This window comes from Mycobacterium sp. 3519A, from assembly GCF_900240945.1.
In the GTDB taxonomy this organism is placed as follows: domain Bacteria; phylum Actinomycetota; class Actinomycetes; order Mycobacteriales; family Mycobacteriaceae; genus Mycobacterium.
The window spans coordinates 2,388,764-2,405,103 of sequence record NZ_OESG01000014.1 but is presented as its reverse complement, the minus strand read 5'-3'; the positions used below and the strand labels follow the sequence as shown (position 1 = coordinate 2,405,103).

Annotated in this window: 13 protein-coding genes and 1 tRNA gene; 7 read left to right on the top strand and 7 right to left on the bottom strand. The window is 63.7% G+C overall.

Annotated elements, in window-relative coordinates; translation table 11 throughout:
- Window positions 1-13 precede the first annotated feature (13 nt).
- Window positions 14-796 (bottom strand): AfsA-related hotdog domain-containing protein, encoded by a 783-nt coding sequence (locus C1A30_RS32870; RefSeq protein ID WP_160112814.1) that lies wholly within the window; start codon window positions 794-796, stop codon window positions 14-16.
- 355 nt (window positions 797-1,151) lie between these two features.
- Between C1A30_RS32870 and C1A30_RS32865 the strand changes: the two genes are divergently transcribed.
- Both C1A30_RS32865 and C1A30_RS32860 read left to right on the top strand, forming a co-directional pair.
- Window positions 1,152-2,174: a polyprenyl synthetase family protein gene (locus C1A30_RS32865; protein ID WP_101952374.1), complete on the top strand. Its 1,023-nt coding sequence runs from the start codon at window positions 1,152-1,154 to the stop codon at window positions 2,172-2,174.
- Complete coding sequence (locus tag C1A30_RS32860) at window positions 2,171-3,289, top strand: hypothetical protein (RefSeq protein WP_200828493.1); 1,119 nt, start codon at window positions 2,171-2,173, stop codon at window positions 3,287-3,289. Before C1A30_RS32865 ends, C1A30_RS32860 begins: the two co-directional genes overlap by 4 nt.
- A gap of 506 nt (window positions 3,290-3,795) precedes the next feature.
- Here the strand turns inward: C1A30_RS32860 and C1A30_RS32850 are convergent.
- From C1A30_RS32850 to C1A30_RS32840, 3 genes are all read right to left on the bottom strand, one after another.
- Complete coding sequence (locus C1A30_RS32850) at window positions 3,796-5,124, bottom strand: MFS transporter (RefSeq protein WP_101952373.1); 1,329 nt, start codon at window positions 5,122-5,124, stop codon at window positions 3,796-3,798.
- A 15-nt stretch (window positions 5,125-5,139) separates the two neighbouring features.
- Window positions 5,140-6,351 carry a pyridoxal phosphate-dependent aminotransferase gene (locus C1A30_RS32845; protein WP_235010306.1) on the bottom strand — a complete coding sequence of 404 codons (1,212 nt, stop codon included), beginning with the start codon at window positions 6,349-6,351 and terminating at the stop codon, window positions 5,140-5,142.
- A 554-nt stretch (window positions 6,352-6,905) separates the two neighbouring features.
- Window positions 6,906-6,978: transfer RNA gene (locus C1A30_RS32840), tRNA-Leu, on the bottom strand.
- Between the two features lie 946 nt (window positions 6,979-7,924).
- Between C1A30_RS32840 and C1A30_RS32830 the strand changes: the two genes are divergently transcribed.
- Window positions 7,925-9,385: a nitrous oxide reductase family maturation protein NosD gene (locus C1A30_RS32830; protein WP_101952371.1), complete on the top strand. Its 1,461-nt coding sequence runs from the start codon at window positions 7,925-7,927 to the stop codon at window positions 9,383-9,385.
- A 93-nt stretch (window positions 9,386-9,478) separates the two neighbouring features.
- Here C1A30_RS32830 and C1A30_RS32825 read toward each other — a convergent pair whose 3' ends face one another.
- The 3 genes from C1A30_RS32825 to C1A30_RS32815 all read right to left on the bottom strand — a co-directional run bounded on the left by C1A30_RS32825 (window position 9,479) and on the right by C1A30_RS32815 (window position 12,148).
- Window positions 9,479-10,330 carry an alpha/beta fold hydrolase gene (locus tag C1A30_RS32825; RefSeq protein ID WP_255413291.1) on the bottom strand — a complete coding sequence of 284 codons (852 nt, stop codon included), beginning with the start codon at window positions 10,328-10,330 and terminating at the stop codon, window positions 9,479-9,481.
- A 37-nt stretch (window positions 10,331-10,367) separates the two neighbouring features.
- Complete coding sequence (locus C1A30_RS32820) at window positions 10,368-11,246, bottom strand: aldo/keto reductase (RefSeq protein WP_255413279.1); 879 nt, start codon at window positions 11,244-11,246, stop codon at window positions 10,368-10,370.
- 140 nt (window positions 11,247-11,386) lie between these two features.
- Window positions 11,387-12,148, bottom strand: coding sequence for a LysA protein (locus C1A30_RS32815; RefSeq protein WP_160112813.1), 762 nt, complete (start codon window positions 12,146-12,148; stop codon window positions 11,387-11,389).
- Window positions 12,149-12,348: 200 nt separating this feature from the next.
- Here C1A30_RS32815 and C1A30_RS36295 point away from each other — a divergent pair, with 200 nt between their 5' ends.
- Genes C1A30_RS36295 through kdpB form a run of 4 tightly spaced genes read left to right on the top strand, consistent with a single transcriptional unit; the run spans window position 12,349 to window position 16,338 of the window.
- Window positions 12,349-12,447, top strand: coding sequence for a potassium-transporting ATPase (locus C1A30_RS36295; protein ID WP_101952368.1), 99 nt, complete (start codon window positions 12,349-12,351; stop codon window positions 12,445-12,447).
- On the top strand, window positions 12,444-12,530 hold the full coding sequence (gene kdpF / locus C1A30_RS36290; protein ID WP_101952367.1) for a K(+)-transporting ATPase subunit F: 87 nt from the start codon (window positions 12,444-12,446) through the stop codon (window positions 12,528-12,530). Before C1A30_RS36295 ends, kdpF begins: the two co-directional genes overlap by 4 nt.
- A complete protein-coding gene (gene kdpA, locus C1A30_RS32800; RefSeq protein WP_101952366.1) occupies window positions 12,530-14,200 on the top strand; it encodes a potassium-transporting ATPase subunit KdpA in 1,671 nt (556 codons plus the stop codon). The genes kdpF and kdpA overlap by 1 nt, the downstream gene beginning before the upstream one ends.
- A complete protein-coding gene (gene kdpB / locus C1A30_RS32795) occupies window positions 14,200-16,338 on the top strand; it encodes a potassium-transporting ATPase subunit KdpB (protein ID WP_101952365.1) in 2,139 nt (712 codons plus the stop codon). The genes kdpA and kdpB overlap by 1 nt, the downstream gene beginning before the upstream one ends.
- Window positions 16,339-16,340: the final 2 nt, after the last annotated feature.

Below are 16,340 nucleotides of genomic sequence, written 5' to 3'. Positions count from 1 at the left end.
AGCCTTCCATCGTCTAGCCCGCGCGCAATTGCGCGTACTCGATTTCGTCGGCGCAGCGGGCCGCGATGACAATCGAGCCGACTTTGATGGCTCGATCGCCTACCGCGTGCACGTCGATGTGGATTTTGCGTGTCTGTTCTGGCGGAGTGGGCTGCCACGACAGGGCCCGCGTGACGTGACCCTGCGGCAGCGCAGTGGGCACGTCTGCGGTGAGGCCGACGAATATCATCTTCGTCCCCAGTGGCTGGCGGCCCCACAAGTGAAGAATCGCGATGACGAACTGCCGGGCGGCCTCGATGATGGAGGCGACCGCGCTGGCCTTCGGTGGTATTCCGCCGAGGGCGGCCTCCTCGAGTACGCGAACCCAGACGCGTCCGGCGTCGATTGTCAGCGGGCCGACCGCGATATTTCCGGGGTCGGCCCGGTGCACCAGTTCACCCGGGATCGAACCGTTGCCAAATGCTGGCACCGGGGCAAGCTCCGCCGGCAGCGCGGTCTCGCGTCGGCCCAGCAGTCCCCTCGCTATGCTGCGGCCTAATTGGACGAATTCGAACGGGTTCCCACCGGTTTCGCGGGTCGCACTCACGTCAACCGGGGCGTCGAGCTCGCAGAATTTTTTGAACGTGAGACGGAAATTCACGTGGGCCGGCCGCAGCATCGCTGCGTGCTCGGCCAACTCAAGACCGGCGACCACCAGCAGCATTCCCGGCACGTGGTCGAGCGGATGGTCGAAGAACACAGGGTCTTGACGATCCACGCGGATCGAGCCGCGACAAACACCGCCGCTTGGCGCCAAGTCCAGGTTGTCAAGGGTGCGGCCGGGGATCAGCCGAGGCGTACTTGGTGCAAGTGCATACAACGTTGCCTCCTGCGCTCGTTTGCGCCGTCTGGAGATCCGACGCAGAGGACCACTGCAATAGGGATCGTCACTCGGATTCGGGGGGTGGCTCTCAGTGGAGCCCTACTGCAATCGAGGCTGGTCTCGGCGCGGTACTACTGAGTCGCAGGATTCAAGAGCGGGTTAAGTAGTACCGCGCCGAAACCGGGCGAGATCGCAGTGGCGCACTACTGCTCGCAGTGCCCCACACGGCAGCGACGATTTCTGTGGTGAGCGGAACGCGTGTTTCGAAGACATCGCAGAAGGAATGAGGATGGTTGACGCAAGCATTTTGGTCGCTTCCGGTGGTCTGGGCGCCGACCGCCCCTTGCTGAGTTGCCCATCCGATCACATGCCGCTGGTGGCCGAGAGGTTGCGCGAAATCCTGGTTGACGGTGGCGGTTTCGAAGAAATTTACCGCCACGTCCTTGCCGTCCCCGGTAAACGGATACGATCCGCGATGGTGCTGGGCTGTGCCGGTCTGCTGCCCTCGGCTGCCGCGGTGCCGCTACGCGACGCCGTCGATGTGGCGTGCGCGATCGAGATGATCCACGAGGCGTCGCTCGTTCACGACGACATCTGCGACGGATCGCTCTTGCGGCGCAATGCGCCGTCAGTACCGGCTGCGTTCGGCGTCCGCACAGCCGCCCGGGCAGGATTTCATCTGGTCGGCACGGCGTTACAGGTACTCGCACGAGTACTGGCCGACCACCCGGCGGTGTTCGCAGGGCTCGGTGCAGACCTCGACGTCACCTACCTCGACCGCATCTCGGACCTGTCGTTCGGGCAGCTCATCGAGACCCTGCCACCTGCCGTCGACGACGCCGCCATGCGCAGGCACTACGAACTCGTGGCCGGGGCCAAGACTGGCACGCTGTTCCGCCTGGCCTGCTCGTACGGCGGCACGGCGGGCGGCCTCGACAACACTCAGTTGTGCGCCCTGATGCGATACGCCGACCAACTCGCCCTCGCGTTCCAGATCATGGATGACGTCCGCGACGTGGAGGGCGGCCCCGCACTGGGCAAAGACGCGGGCGGTGACCTCGACCGCCGGGTGCCGACCTGGCCGGTGATCGAATGGCTGGCCATGCGGCCCGGGTCCCATGAAATGTGGGTCTCCAGGCTGACGTCCAGTGCCGACCTGCGAGCCGACCTGGTGCGTAGCGGGGCGACCCGAGCTGCTCGTGCGGTCGCCGTCCGCGCCGCCCGGACGGCCTGCCGGGCCATCGATGCATTCCCGCCATCTCCGGCGCGTGAGCAGTTGCGCGAACTGTCGGTGCGGGTGGTGTCCCGGTGAGCGGGGTGCGAAATCTCGGCATCGCGGCCGCTTTCCTTCCCGCGGACGTGCGGTGCGAGGCGACCGCCGCCCTGCTGGCCTTCCGGGTGCTCGCCGCCTACGAAGACATGAGCGCCCGCCCGCTGGCGGCCTGCGCCGTCGTCGCCGCCGTGGACTACCTGAACGGCGACACCGATACACCGCCACCGCCGGTCGGCCTGGTGTTGGCCGAGCGCATCCGCGACGCGCGAGAGCTGCTGTCGGAACTGCCCTTCGAACGCCGCAAACGGATCGGTCGAATGTTGACCGATGTCGGTCAGGTGATGGCGCTGAACCTGGATCGCCCGCTGCGGCGGACCGTCTACGGCGAGCGTGTGCTCGGACGGGTGGTGCTCTACGTATGCTCACTGGTCGCCGAAGATGCCTGCGCCGAAGCCGATTTGAGCGAGCTGGCAGGCTGCCTCGGCGTCACAGCCCAGTTGGCCAGCGACTTGCGGAACGGCGAACTGGCGCTGTACGGCGCCTGCGACGGCGAGGAACTGACCCGGGCGGTAATGCAACACGTGCTGGCCCCAGCGCTGGGCAGCATCGCCCTGCTCGCCCGGCTCGGCCCGTGCATCCATAGTCGCGGCGCTCGGGTGGCGGTGGCCTATATGGCCATCACGACGGCCGCGTTCTTGTGCGCGGCCGTCGGAGCGCCCGCACCGTACCGGCGACCGGTGCGGTTGGCCGCCGCAGTGTTGGCCTCCATCTCACCTGCTGGTTGGACCGCGATGCTGGAGCGCGCGCGCTGGTCCGTCGATGGGGCGATTCATCACCTGCTGGATGCGTCGCCCTACCACTCGGGGAAGGCCGACCTTGCTGCTCGATCGGGCGCGGCAGACCTCCTTGTCCTTGGTGATCGGCGCTCGATGCCGCCCTCGGTGTGCCCGCTCATCGTCGGCGCCACCTTTGCGCTCGTCGATACCCTGCCGGGGGAACCGCTGGCCGATGAACTGCCGGAGATCTCAGTGCGTCGCATGATGATCGCCGACCATCTGGCCTTCAGCGCCCTGGAACGGCTACGACCCAGCGACGCCGACGCTATGCGGGCCCTTGCAACGCAATTCCAGCTCACCGCGCTCGCATCGTCTTAGCTGCACAGCGGTTTCAACCACCTCCCGACGGGTACCTGAGCGGCACCTGAAGAATGCTGGAAGAATTGAGAGTCTCGCACAAGCCGGTGCGAATCACGCCGCCGAGATGCACCGGGAACGGAGCCACGAGTTGAACGCCCGATTCTGCCTATCACTTTTCGCCCCCCTGCTTGCCGCGGCGCTCCTGTTCGCACCGAACGCCCGAGCTGACACGCTTCCCGGGGCGGAAGCCGCGATCGCCAAGGCCGAAAGCGCGCTCGGGACAGACCAGTTCGGCCCATATGGGTGCGAGGCTTTCGTGGCCTGGGCCTACGGCGTGTCGCAGGCCAAATACGGCTGGGACGGCGCCGCTGAGACCATGTACCAAACCCTCCTTCAACAGGGCCAGATACACACCGACACGAATCCCCCGCGGGGCGCGCTCGTCTTCAGCAAGAGCCCCTACGGCGCTCACATCGATATCGCTCGTGGCGATGGGACATATGTCTCCGGCGGCGTCCAAGGGCTCAAGCGCGGGTACGGCGACGGGCACAACATCCAGATTCTGCCGACTCCCCATGTGGGGTCTGGCTGGATCTACCGCGGCTGGGCTCTGGGCTTTCCGCAATAATGCCGCGCCGGACAGTACTGAACAAGAGCACTACGAGGACTGCGCCGACCCCGATATACAACCAACCGAGCGGGGCCTGGGACTCCTCAGGTAAGTAGGCCATCAACGCCATCGCCGCGCTCACGATCAAGTAACAGCAAGTGTTCACCAGGCCGGCGATCAGACCGACGTTCCGTGAAAACACCCCCATCGCCAATCCCTTGCTCTGCGGGTCGAGTACACCGATCCCGACGAACGCCAGCGCCGCCGCGACGGCGATCGCCCATGCGTTCACGCCCACCACCGCGGCCGTCACCACGAGAACGACCGCGCCGACGAAGAACGGGACCCACGCGCCGAAGCCGAGCCGCCAGCTGGAGAGTCGGCGAGCAAGCACGCCGCAGGCTAATTCGCCGGTCAGATTAGCGACACCGACACCCAACGCCACCAGGCCGTATACCGCCGGAGCGAATCCGAGTTTCACCTCGAACAAGAACGGGGCGACGACGCCGAAGACCATCTGCGCCGCTCCGACGAGGCCGAACATCAGCACGAACGCCACAAAAATCCGGTGCCGCAGGGCCGCACCAAGCACCCCTGCGGCCGCACGCAGGTTGACCGTCGATCGCCGTTCGGTAGGCAGCGTCTCGGGAAGGAACTTCGCGACCACAATTCCCACTGACGCGACGAAGAGAGCGAACAATCCGAACACCACTCGCCAAGAGCCGATTTGCACCAGCAGACCGCCAACAGCCGGAGCCAACACCGGCGCCGATCCCCAAGCCGCCCCCAGTATGCCCATGACCGAGACCAGCTTTGCGCCCCGGAAACAATCGGCTGCGATGGTCGCCGCCAGCAGCAGGCACACACTCGCACCGATGCCTTCTACGAATCGAATACACAGCAGCGCCGGCAGAGTCGGTGCCAGTGCGCATCCGACACTCGCCGTCGTGAGCAACGCCAGCCCGGCAAGAAGAACACGCCTGCGGCCCACGGCATCGGCAATCAGGCCGGCCGGGATGAAGGCCAGCGCCATCCCAAGCATGTAGGCAGTCACCGTGTTCTGGATGACGTCGTTCGAGGCGGCGAATTCCGCCGCCATCTTCGGCAGCGCCGGGGTGTACACGTCGAGCGCGATCTGGCTCAGCGGAATGACGAACAGCAGAATTGCGATGATCGCTCGCGACGAAAAAGGATTGTGCGGAGTGGAATTCGCATTTCCACCGCGGTCGAGTGTCGTAGTCATTTGTCCTCCTTGGGTTTACTGTCGGTAACCGTCGAGAAAGTTCGCGAGCCGATCGATCGCACTCGACAGGTCCGAGGCACACGGCAGCGTCACGATTCGGAAATGGTCAGAAGCCGGCCAATTGAAACCGGTTCCCTGGGTTACCAGGATCTTCTCGCTCACCAGCAGATCGAGCGCGAACTTCTCGTCGTCGACGATGGGATAGATCTCGGGGTCAAGTCGAGGAAACGCATACAGCGCTCCTTGCGGTTTGACACACGAGACACCAGGAATCGCATTGAGTTTCGACCACGCGACGTCTCGCTGTTCCCGTAGGCGCCCGCCGGGCAGGACAAGGTCATCGATGCTCTGATAGCCACCGAGTGCCACCTGAACCGCGTGCTGTGCGGGCACGTTCGGGCACAACCGCATGTTCGTGAGAAGGCTGATGCCGTCGAGGAAGCTGCGGGCGTGCTCCTTGGGTCCGGTAATCACCAGCCAGCCGGCCCGGTAGCCGGCCACCCGGTACGCCTTGGAAAGGCCATTGAACGTGAGACACAACAGGTCTGGCGCTACCGCGGCCATGGGGACGTGCTTGGCGTCGTCGTACAGGATCCTGTCGTAGATTTCGTCCGACAACAGCAACAACCGATGCTGACGAGCCAATTCCGCTATCTGCAACAGAGTTTCGCGGGAGTACACCGCCCCTGTCGGGTTGTTGGGGTTGATCACCACGATCGCTTTCGTGCGTGGGGTGATCTTGGCTTCGATGTCTGCGATATCGGGCTGCCATCCCTGCGTCTCATCGCAGAGGTAGTGCACTGGGGTGCCCCCGGCCAGCGCCGTCGACGCGGTCCACAACGGGTAGTTCGGGGCGGGAAGCAATACCTGATCGCCGTCACTGAGCAGCGCCTGCATCGTCATCGTGATGAGCTCGGATGCGCCGTTACCCAGGTAAACGTCGTCGACGTCGAACCGCGGAAAGCCGTCGACCAGTTCATAGCGCGCCACCACCGCGCGGCGGGCGGACAGGATGCCCTTCGAATCCGAATAGCCCTGGGCGGTGGGCAGAGCCCGGACGATGTCATCGAGGATCTCGATCGGCGCCTCGAAACCAAATGGCGCGGGATTGCCGATGTTCAACTTCAGGATGCGGTGCCCGAGCGCCTCCAACCGTGCCGCTTCGTCGTTTACCGGTCCCCTGATCTCATAGCGGACGTTCGCCAGCTTGGTGGATTGTGCCAACACACGGTGGTTCGCGCGGTTGTCAGTGTTGAGGTGCCGCGGCGACCGGTGCCCGACGCGAAGAGGGATCACTTTTGCTAGTTGACGAGTCGTCGCCGTTACCGACTCACTGCGGCTGACCCGCGATATGACCGGCAACGGGTCGATAGGCAACCTGTCCGGCAGCAATGACGCGGCGAAGTTTCTGAGCATGCGACGACTATCCCGGCGCTGCGCCCGGGAGCCCGTCCCCTGATCAGGCCTATTTGCGGTGGAACGTCTGTGGGCCGATTAGGGGACATGCGACGGCCGGTTGGGCCCGGTACCGTGCGCCCAGTCGGTCTCGAACGACACTTCTGGCGGGTCCTACGTCCGGGAGCGAAGTCCTGGACGGCAGGGCGGCGCAACGTCACGTAGAGAGGATTCGCCTCCGCAGCGCTCGCCCGCCCAAAGCGGGCGTCCTCTCAACATGAGAGCCTGTTTGCACAAAATCAAGGCGCTCAGACCTCCGGGCTACGCCGCAACGAAGCGCCCCCGCCCCACGAGAACGCAATTCGCTATAACTCGGCAACTCGGCGTGCCCCAGGCGAGAGTCGAACTCGCAACTCAAGGATTTTAAGTCCTTCGCCTCTGCCGTTGGGCTACTGGGGCGCGACTGAGAAGTCTACGTCCTCGTCTTCCAGTCAAGCTGCACGCCTGTCCTAATCATATGGCAGTTGGCGCACCTGACCTCGCACTTCTCAAGCTCAGCGAGCAGCTTATTGCGGGTCCCTATCAATCTGGAAATCCTCCGGATTTCGGGTCCACGCTCGACGTGATCAAATTGTAAGACGCGTATATCTGCGATGCCGCAATCCACACAGGGATGACACTCCAAATATTGCCTAATCAACAACCGCTGTTCAATGCGCTGTTTTGCGCGAGACGCGACGGCCCTAGTCTTATACAACTCCTTATGTCGTTCATAGTGGAGGCGTTGATACGTGCGTTCATCTTCGGGATTGACGTACGGCATGAGTCCTCCAAAGTCTTTGTGGTTCTTATATTGCGGCAGTATTGGATCGGCTTTTCGTACTGTCGACCAGTGTTCCACCGGCCTGTGACACCGATGGTCTGAAGCTGTTCGGAATTCCTCGATTGCTGGCGGATTTTAAGTCCGTATATTTGGCCGTTTGTAGTGTTGACGCACTAGGGCGTCGTTGTTGAAACGGGCTGTGAGCTGGGAGTTGCATCTTCTTTCGTTGGCTGTCGTTGAGAACATTCGGTGACATGTGTTGACATTCTGCTTACAAGCCAAGGCTCAATCAGTTGGTGGCCGCAATCGGGGTCGCTTCTTGGCTCGCTCCAGAGAGGGCTGCACCGCCTCGATTCGGCTACGACACGGTCACGGAACCGTGTCGCTTCAGCGGCATCAGCGATAACGCTGCCCACTTCAGTCACTATCGTCACAGGAAGCTCTCAGCACCCTGGCTGCCGTCATGAAGAAAGGACCGAGCCGCACCCACTCGCGGTGCCGACGCCGTCACGCGTGCCGCGAATGTCGCCGTGATTGCCAGCGCGTCACTTCACCAGCGATCGCCCCAGCCAACGAGTAGAGATGACGATGAACGCGAAGATTCGACTCACGGCCCTTGCCTGCGCACTGACCCTTACATTCGCGGCCGCGCCGATGGTGGCGCCGCCGCACGCCGCCGCGGCCATCGACGCCGGCTTGTCCGACACATTCGAGAACCCCGCGCCTCCCACCGGGAAGACGCTCAATGTCCTCAATTACGGTGCCACGCCGAATAATTCGTCCAACAACGACGTGACCGCTATCCAGAAGGCAATCAACGCCGCTGTGGCAGGCGACGAAGTCTTCATTCCCGACGGCACATACGACCTGCGCGGCAAGGCCAGTATCGACTTGAAGAGCGGTGTGTCGCTGCGCTGCCAATCACAAAACGCTGTGCTGGCAGGACGATACAGCTGGGCGCCCCACGCCGTGCTCTACGCGCCCCCTGGCGTCACCAACCTCACCTTGTCCAACTGCCGAATCATTTACTCCTCAGGGTTCAAGTACCAAGCCGGTGTCCGCCTCGGGAAACAAGGCAGCGGTCCGCTGACGTCACGCATCGCCGTCACCGGCATGCTCATCGAGAAGCACCAACGCTTTGGCATCCTGCTGCAGAATGCGTATCACGTTCTGGTGGACGGCAATACGATCAAGAACGCCAGCGCACTCGGCGGAGGCGGCTCAGGCTACGGCGTCATCATCGACCAGAGTCGGTCCACCAACAACTGGGTGCGCAACAACACCCTCGGCCCGGTCATCCGCCACGGCCTCTTCATCCAGTACAGCGCCAACCACAATCTGCTCGAGAAGAACACGGTCACCGGCGCGGTGTCGGGCGCCATCGACATTCACGGCGAGGACGAATACAGCAACGAGATACGCTACAACACCGTCAAAGACTGCGTCCGGAACGGCACCTACGTCAGCCCCAACGGCGGCGGCATCGAACTAGGCGAATACAGCGGCCGCATTGGCACGACCACCGCACACGACAACTCCGGACCCAACAACTGGGTGCACCACAACGAGGTCTACAACTGCACGTACGGCCTGCGAATCATGAACAACACCAACAACACCTACATCCAGGACAACTACTTCCACCACAACGTCTACACCGGGATCCAAGCTGATCTGGCACCGCTGAAGAACCTGTTCGTCGAACGAAACAGGCTGCAGGACAACACCAGAGACGGCATTCGGCTATACCGCGTCGATTCCGCCACCATCCGCGACAACACCATCACCGGCAACAAGCGCTATGGCATCTGGACCGACGCCAAGACCGTGAACTACACCATCGTCGGCAACACGATCACCGACAACAAGACGAACGTGGTCCTCGGCAGCACCAACGGCACCTATACCGAAGGCCCCGTAGCGGCCGGGGCGCCAGCCATTGCGGCGGCGACCCCCGACGAGCCCGAGACCCAACTGGGGCATACGATCAATCCGCGGGCACAACGCAAACGCCGACGCCCAGCACCCCGGCAGCACCGATGAACCCGGCGCTGCGCAACTTCCTGTGCGCCCTTGGGCTGTGCTAGGACGCGTTGTCGCTCGCTACGTGGGCAACTTCGCACATACCCCCGGCCGTCAGCAAGCTTGCGTCGTGTCAACGAAATCGGTGACCGCGAGGGTGAACGCCTCAGGTTCTTCGACGTGGCCGAAGTGACCGCTCTTCTCCAGGATTTCGAGCCGGGAACGCGCAATGAGATTGTGCAGTTCTTCGGCCCAGCGCACGCCACAGATCACGTCGTAGCGGCCAGCGATCACCAACGTGGGCGTGCTCAGCGTGGGCAGGGCGGCACGGTCGTCGATGACGTCAGGAACGAGGTTGCCATCCAGACTCGAGATGTAAGTGACTTGTGCTTGATCTCGTAGGTACGCGAATTCGGCCTCTCGTGCCCAATAGTCAGCGAAATAGGCGGGCGTCAGGGCGCGCAGAGCGCGAGTGAGCTCGACGTCGTCGGTAATGGATCCCACCGACTGCAGCGCGGCGAGGACGGTTGGCAGTTCAGGATTGTCGGCATTGCGCGCAGCGAACGCCTGGACCTGGCGACTGGCCTCCTCGCCATGCTCGTCACCGGTGACCGGAGCGCTCTCGTACAGTATCAGCCCGGTGAGCCGATCCGGGTGGTCCAGCGCAAAGCGCTGCGCCACAAAGCCGCCGTACGAATGCCCGAGCAGATAGACCTCGTCTTGGCCGAGGTGGTCGATCAGCGCTCCGATGACCTTGGCGTAGTAACTACGGGTGTAACCGTTCGGGTGCGTGGCGAGCCGGCCGGACGCGCCAGTGCCCATCGCCTCGACATAGACCATCGTCAGGTGTTGTTCGATGGCAGGCATCCGCAGGTACTCCCAGAACACACCGGGCCCGCCAGGGTGGACAAGGCATACCGGTCCGCTGCCGTACACGTGATAGCGCTGAGCCAAGCCGCCGACCATCAGAGTGTGGGTTCCCGTGCTCAAGGAATTCGTCATTTCACTCCGAGACGAGGTGGGTGATCGCGGCAGCTTCCTCGGCGCTGAGTTCCAGTGCCGCCGCTTCGAGGTTCTCTTCCAGGTGACTGATGCTGGTCGTGCCCGGTATCGGCAATGACACGGGTGAGCGCTGCAACTGCCAAGCCAACGCGATCTGTGCGATCGTCGCGTCGTGGCGCTCCGCGATCGGCGCCAGCGCAGCTTCGATGCGTGCCGCCTCCTCGGGCCCCGCATCGAGAATGGTCAGCGGATGCCAAGGAGAAAACACCGCGCCGTATGCCTCCGCGGCAGCCACCAGAGCAGACTCGGCGCGCACAGCAACGTTGTATATCGCTGTGACGGCACTGATGTCGACGATCGCGGTGGCCGCTTTGAACTGTTCGACCGTCACGTTCGACAATCCGATGTGCTTGATGACTCCCTGTTGACGTAGGTCGGCGAGCACAGCGACCTGATCCTCGAACGGCGCATCTTTGGCACGGCCGCTGTGCAGGTAGTACAGATCGATCTGCTCCACACCAAGCCGACGGGCACTCATGTGCGCAGATTGGCGCAGATACTGCGCGTTCCCCACCGCATCCAACGTCGAGTAATCGAAGCCGCCGCGAACGAAACCACCCTTCGTTGCGATCACCAGGTCCTCCGGATACGGGTACAACGCATCGCGGATCAGCAGTTCGTTGAAATGCGGGCCGTAGACATCGGCGGTGTCGATGAACGTGACACCACGCTCGATTACCTCACGCAGCAACGCAATACCGGCGTCCCGGTCAGGGTAATCGCCCCACACTTGCGACCCGGTCAACTTCATCGCGCCGTACCCAATGCGGCCCACCGTCAACTCGCCACCGATTGTCACCACCGGCAAAGATGCAGGCACGCAGCTTCTCCTCAGTTGTCTCCTGGCCTAACCGCCTCGGATGATAGTCGGTTCTGCGAAAAGCGTTTCCCGAGAATCAAGTCTGCTAGAACTCGTTGTCGCTCAGTACGTGGGCAATTTCACAAATGCCCCGCGCGCCGTCACGCCGCGTTCTGACCCGTGATCGCCAACCCCGGCGTCAGCACCACCAGCGGCCGAGGGAACCGCAACGTCGCGCACGCGTCGTCGACGGACTGTTCGATCTGCATCGACAACTCAGGCAACGCGCGCGACCAATCCCCCTGCGGCACAGTCCGACCGCCACCGAGACCAACGCGGGTCAGCACCATCCGGTGGTGCCTACGCACCTGATCCATCGTCGTGATCATGTCCCCGACGGCCGCCGGATAACTGATGAACTCGTGCAGCTGTGCACCGACATCACAATGCAGCCCAACAAGATTGAACCGGTTGCCCGCCACCACAGCGCCGATCGCGTGGTCCAGTTCCAGCGAGTCGAACCGGAAACCGCGCGCCGTACCGTCGGACAGACACACGACAATCTCGTGCCGGCGATAGTCGACCGCCGACAACGCTTCTATCTGCTCCATCGACCCGACGCGGATCAATCCGATGCCCAACCGGGCCGCCACCCGCAGATCATGTTCGGCCATCCACTCAGCGTCCAAGCTCAACCGCGACGGGTGGATGCCCGCCGCAATCGCGATCGCGAGATCCTCGCCCGAGCGCAGATCCACCGCCACGCGATGGTCGCGCACCCACTTCGCGACCAACCGATTCCTCAACGCGAACGCCGGAAAAACCACCTCCGCCGTCGCAAACGACTTGCGGTACAGCTCGCAGCGCAGCAGATCCTCATCGGCGCACACCCGTCCACGGCCAAGAAACTCAGAGATCGTCACCCCGTCGACGATCCGCGCCCGCCCACTCACACGCCATAGCGCTAGCGATCTCTTGACGGGTCCCGACCGAACTTTGACGCCCCGTTGACATGAATCCGTAAAGGAATGCAGCGGGGCCGTCAAGAAACCGTCAACGCCGGCATCAACGCTCTGAACTGGGCCGATTCTCTATCAGGACGCCGAAATCCGGCGCCCCGTAAATGTTGGAGACCGGCATGTCCTTGCTGATATTCATCGTGCTGACCGTGGCGATCTTCGCCCTGCTCGGCCTGGTCCAGAAGTTGGTCGAGAACCTGTGATTCCAAACATCGTGGGCCTGGTCCTCGCGGTCCTGATGGCCCTGTTCCTCTTCGCCGCATTGCTCTTCCCCGAGAGGTTCTAGTGAATAGCACAACAGCGGGAATCCTCTTCCTCGTATCGCTGATCATCGCGCTGGTCGCCGTGCATGTGCCGCTGGGCGACTACATGTACCGGGTCTACACGACCACGAAGGACTCTCGTTCCGAACGACTCATCTACCGGCTCATCGGCGCCGACTCGAAGGCCGAGCAGACCTGGGGTGCCTACGCGCGCAGCGTGCTCGCCTTCTCGGCGGTCAGCATCCTGTTCCTGTTCCTCCTCCAGCTGGTCCAGGGCAAGCTGCCGTTGCACCTCAACGACCCCGGCACCCCGATGACCCCGGCGCTGGCGTGGAACACCGCGGTCAGCTTCGTGACCAACACCAACTGGCAGGCCTATTCAGGTGAATCCACACAGGGCCACCTGGTGCAGATGGCCGGCCTCGCGGTGCAGAACTTCGTCTCCGCCGCCGTCGGCATGGCCGTCGCCATCGCGTTCGTCCGAGGGCTGGCCCGACGCAACACGGGCGACCTGGGCAACTTCTGGGTGGACCTGGTTCGCGGCACCGTCCGAATTCTGTTGCCGCTCTCCGTCATTGCCGCGATCATCCTGGTCGCCGGCGGCGCGATCCAGAACTTCCACCTGCACGACCAGGTCGTCAACACCCTGGCCGGTGGTCAGCAGACCATCACCGGCGGGCCGGTCGCCAGCCAGGAGGTCATCAAGGAACTCGGCACCAACGGTGGCGGCTTCTACAACGCGAACTCCGCGCACCCGTTCGAGAACCCGACGTCGTGGACGAACTGGATCGAGATCTTCCTGCTGTCCTGCATCGCGTTCTCGCTGCCCCGCACGTTCGGCCGGATGGTCGAAAGCAAGAAGCAGGGCTACGCGATCGCCGCGGTGATGGGCGTGATCGCCACCATCAGCGTCACCTTCATGCTGTGGTTCCAGATTCAAGCCCACGGCACCGTCCCGACGGCGGTCGGGTCGGCGATGGAAGGTGTGGAACAACGCTTCGGCGTACCCGACTCCGCGGTCTTCGCCGACCTCACCACGCTGACATCCACTGGTGCTGTCGACTCGTTCCACGATTCGTACACCAGCCTCGGCGGCATGATCACGTTGTTCAACATGCAACTCGGCGAAGTCGCCCCCGGCGGCGTGGGCTCCGGCCTGTACGGCATGCTCATCCTGGCGATCATCACCGTGTTCGTCGCGGGCCTGATGGTCGGGCGCACCCCGGAGTATCTCGGCAAGAAGATCACGCCACGTGAGATCAAGCTCGCGGCAACGTATTTCCTGATCACTCCGCTGATCGTGCTGACCGGCACGGCCGTCGCGATGGCACTGCCGGGGCAGCGGGCGGGCATGCTCAACACCGGTCCGCACGGCCTGTCCGAGGTGCTCTACGCGTTCACCTCGGCGACCAACAACAACGGATCGGCGTTCGCAGGCATCACCGTCAACACCAACTGGTACAACACCGCGTTGGGCCTGGCGATGGTGTTCGGCCGCTTCCTCCCGATCATCTTCGTGCTGGCACTCGCCGGATCCCTCGCCAAGCAGGGCAAGGCACCGGAGTCCGTCGGCACCCTACCCACCCATCGACCGCAGTTCGTCGGCATGGTCACCGGCGTGACGCTGATCGTCGTCGCGCTGACCTTCCTGCCGATGCTCGCACTCGGCCCGCTCGCTGAAGGAGTCCACTGATGTCCGTCGCCACCCTCGAACCCACTCGGCCGCAAGCCGATAACCCGAAACGCATGCGGGGCGGCCTGCTCGACCCCAAGATGCTGTGGACGTCGCTGCCCGACGCGCTGCGCAAGCTCGACCCACGCACGCTGTGGCGCAACCCGGTCATGTTCATCGTCGAGATCGGTGCCGTGTGGAGCACCATCCTTGCGGTCGCCGAACCGTCCTGGTTCGGCTGGCTGACCGTGATATGGCTCTGGCTGACAGTCGTTTTCGCCAACCTCGCCGAAGCCGTCGCCGAGGGCCGCGGTAAGGCGCAAGCCGAGTCGCTGCGCAAAACCAAAACCGCGACCATGGCGCGCCGCCTGATCGGCTGGCGGCCGGGCGCCCCCGGTCGCGAGGACGAAGTCGCCGCTCCCCTGCTGCAGCAGGGCGACATCGTGGTCGTCGAAGCCGGCCAGACCATCCCCGGCGACGGTGACGTCGTCGAAGGCATTGCCTCGGTGGACGAATCAGCGATCACCGGCGAATCCGCGCCCGTCATCCGCGAATCGGGCGGCGACCGCTCCGCGGTCACCGGCGGCACCACCGTGCTGTCCGACCGCATCGTCGTCAGGATCACGCAGAAGCCCGGCGAGAGCTTCATCGACCGGATGATCGCCCTCGTCGAGGGCGCCAACCGGCAGAAGACACCCAACGAGATCGCGCTCAACATCCTGCTCGCGTCGCTGACGATCATCTTCGTGTTCGCCGTCGCGACCCTGCAGCCGCTGGCGATCTTCTCCAAGGCCAACAACCCCGGCGTGCCGGATTCGCTGGCGCTCACCGGCAACGGCGTCTCCGGCATCGTGATGGTCTCACTGCTGGTTTGTCTGATCCCGACGACGATCGGCGCGCTGCTGTCGGCCATCGGCATCGCAGGCATGGACCGCCTGGTGCAACGCAACGTGCTGGCCATGTCCGGTCGCGCCGTCGAGGCCGCCGGTGACGTCAACACGCTGCTGCTCGACAAGACCGGCACGATCACGCTGGGCAACCGGCAGGCCGCCGCGTTCGTTCCGCTGACCGGGGTGACGCCGCACGAGTTGGCCGACGCCGCCCAGCTGTCCAGCCTCGCCGACGAGACGCCTGAAGGTCGCTCCATCGTCGTGTTCGCCAAGCAGGAATACGGGTTGCGTGCCCGCACACCAGGCGAACTCGACAAGGCGCAGTGGGTCGAGTTCAGCGCGCAGACCCGAATGTCCGGCGTCGACCTCGAGAACGGGCACTCGCTGCGCAAGGGCGCGGCCAGTTCGGTTGCCGAGTGGGTGCGCTCCCAAGGCGGCCGGGTGACAACGGAACTGGGCGATATCGTCGACGGCATCTCCGCGGCGGGCGGCACCCCGCTGGTCGTCGGGCGGGTCGTCGAAGGGACCGCGTCGGTGCTCGGCGTCATCCACCTCAAGGACGTCGTCAAGCAGGGCATGCGGGAGCGGTTCGACGAGATGCGCCGGATGGGTATCCGCACGGTGATGATCACCGGCGACAACCCGTTGACCGCCAAGGCCATTGCCGACGAGGCCGGTGTCGACGACTTCCTCGCCGAGGCCACGCCCGAGGACAAGATGGCGTTGATCAAGAAGGAGCAGGCGGGCGGCAAGTTGGTCGCGATGACCGGTGACGGCACCAACGACGCGCCCGCACTGGCGCAGGCCGATGTCGGCGTCGCGATGAACACCGGCACGTCGGCGGCCAAAGAAGCCGGCAATATGGTCGATCTCGACTCCGATCCGACCAAGCTGATCGAGATCGTGGAGATCGGCAAGCAACTGCTCATCACGCGCGGCGCCTTGACGACGTTCTCCATCGCCAACGACATCGCCAAGTACTTCGCCATCATCCCGGCGATGTTCGTGGCGCTGTTCCCCGGACTGGATCTGCTCAACATCATGCGGTTGCACAGCCCGCAGTCGGCGATCCTGTCCGCGGTGATCTTCAACGCGATCATCATCGTCGCGCTGATCCCCCTGTCGCTGCGTGGTGTGCGCTACACACCGAGCAGTGCGTCAAAGCTGTTGAGCCGCAACCTCTACATCTACGGGCTCGGCGGCATCATCGCGCCGTTCATCGGGATCAAACTGATCGACCTCGTCATCCAATTCTTGCCAGGAATGTGAAC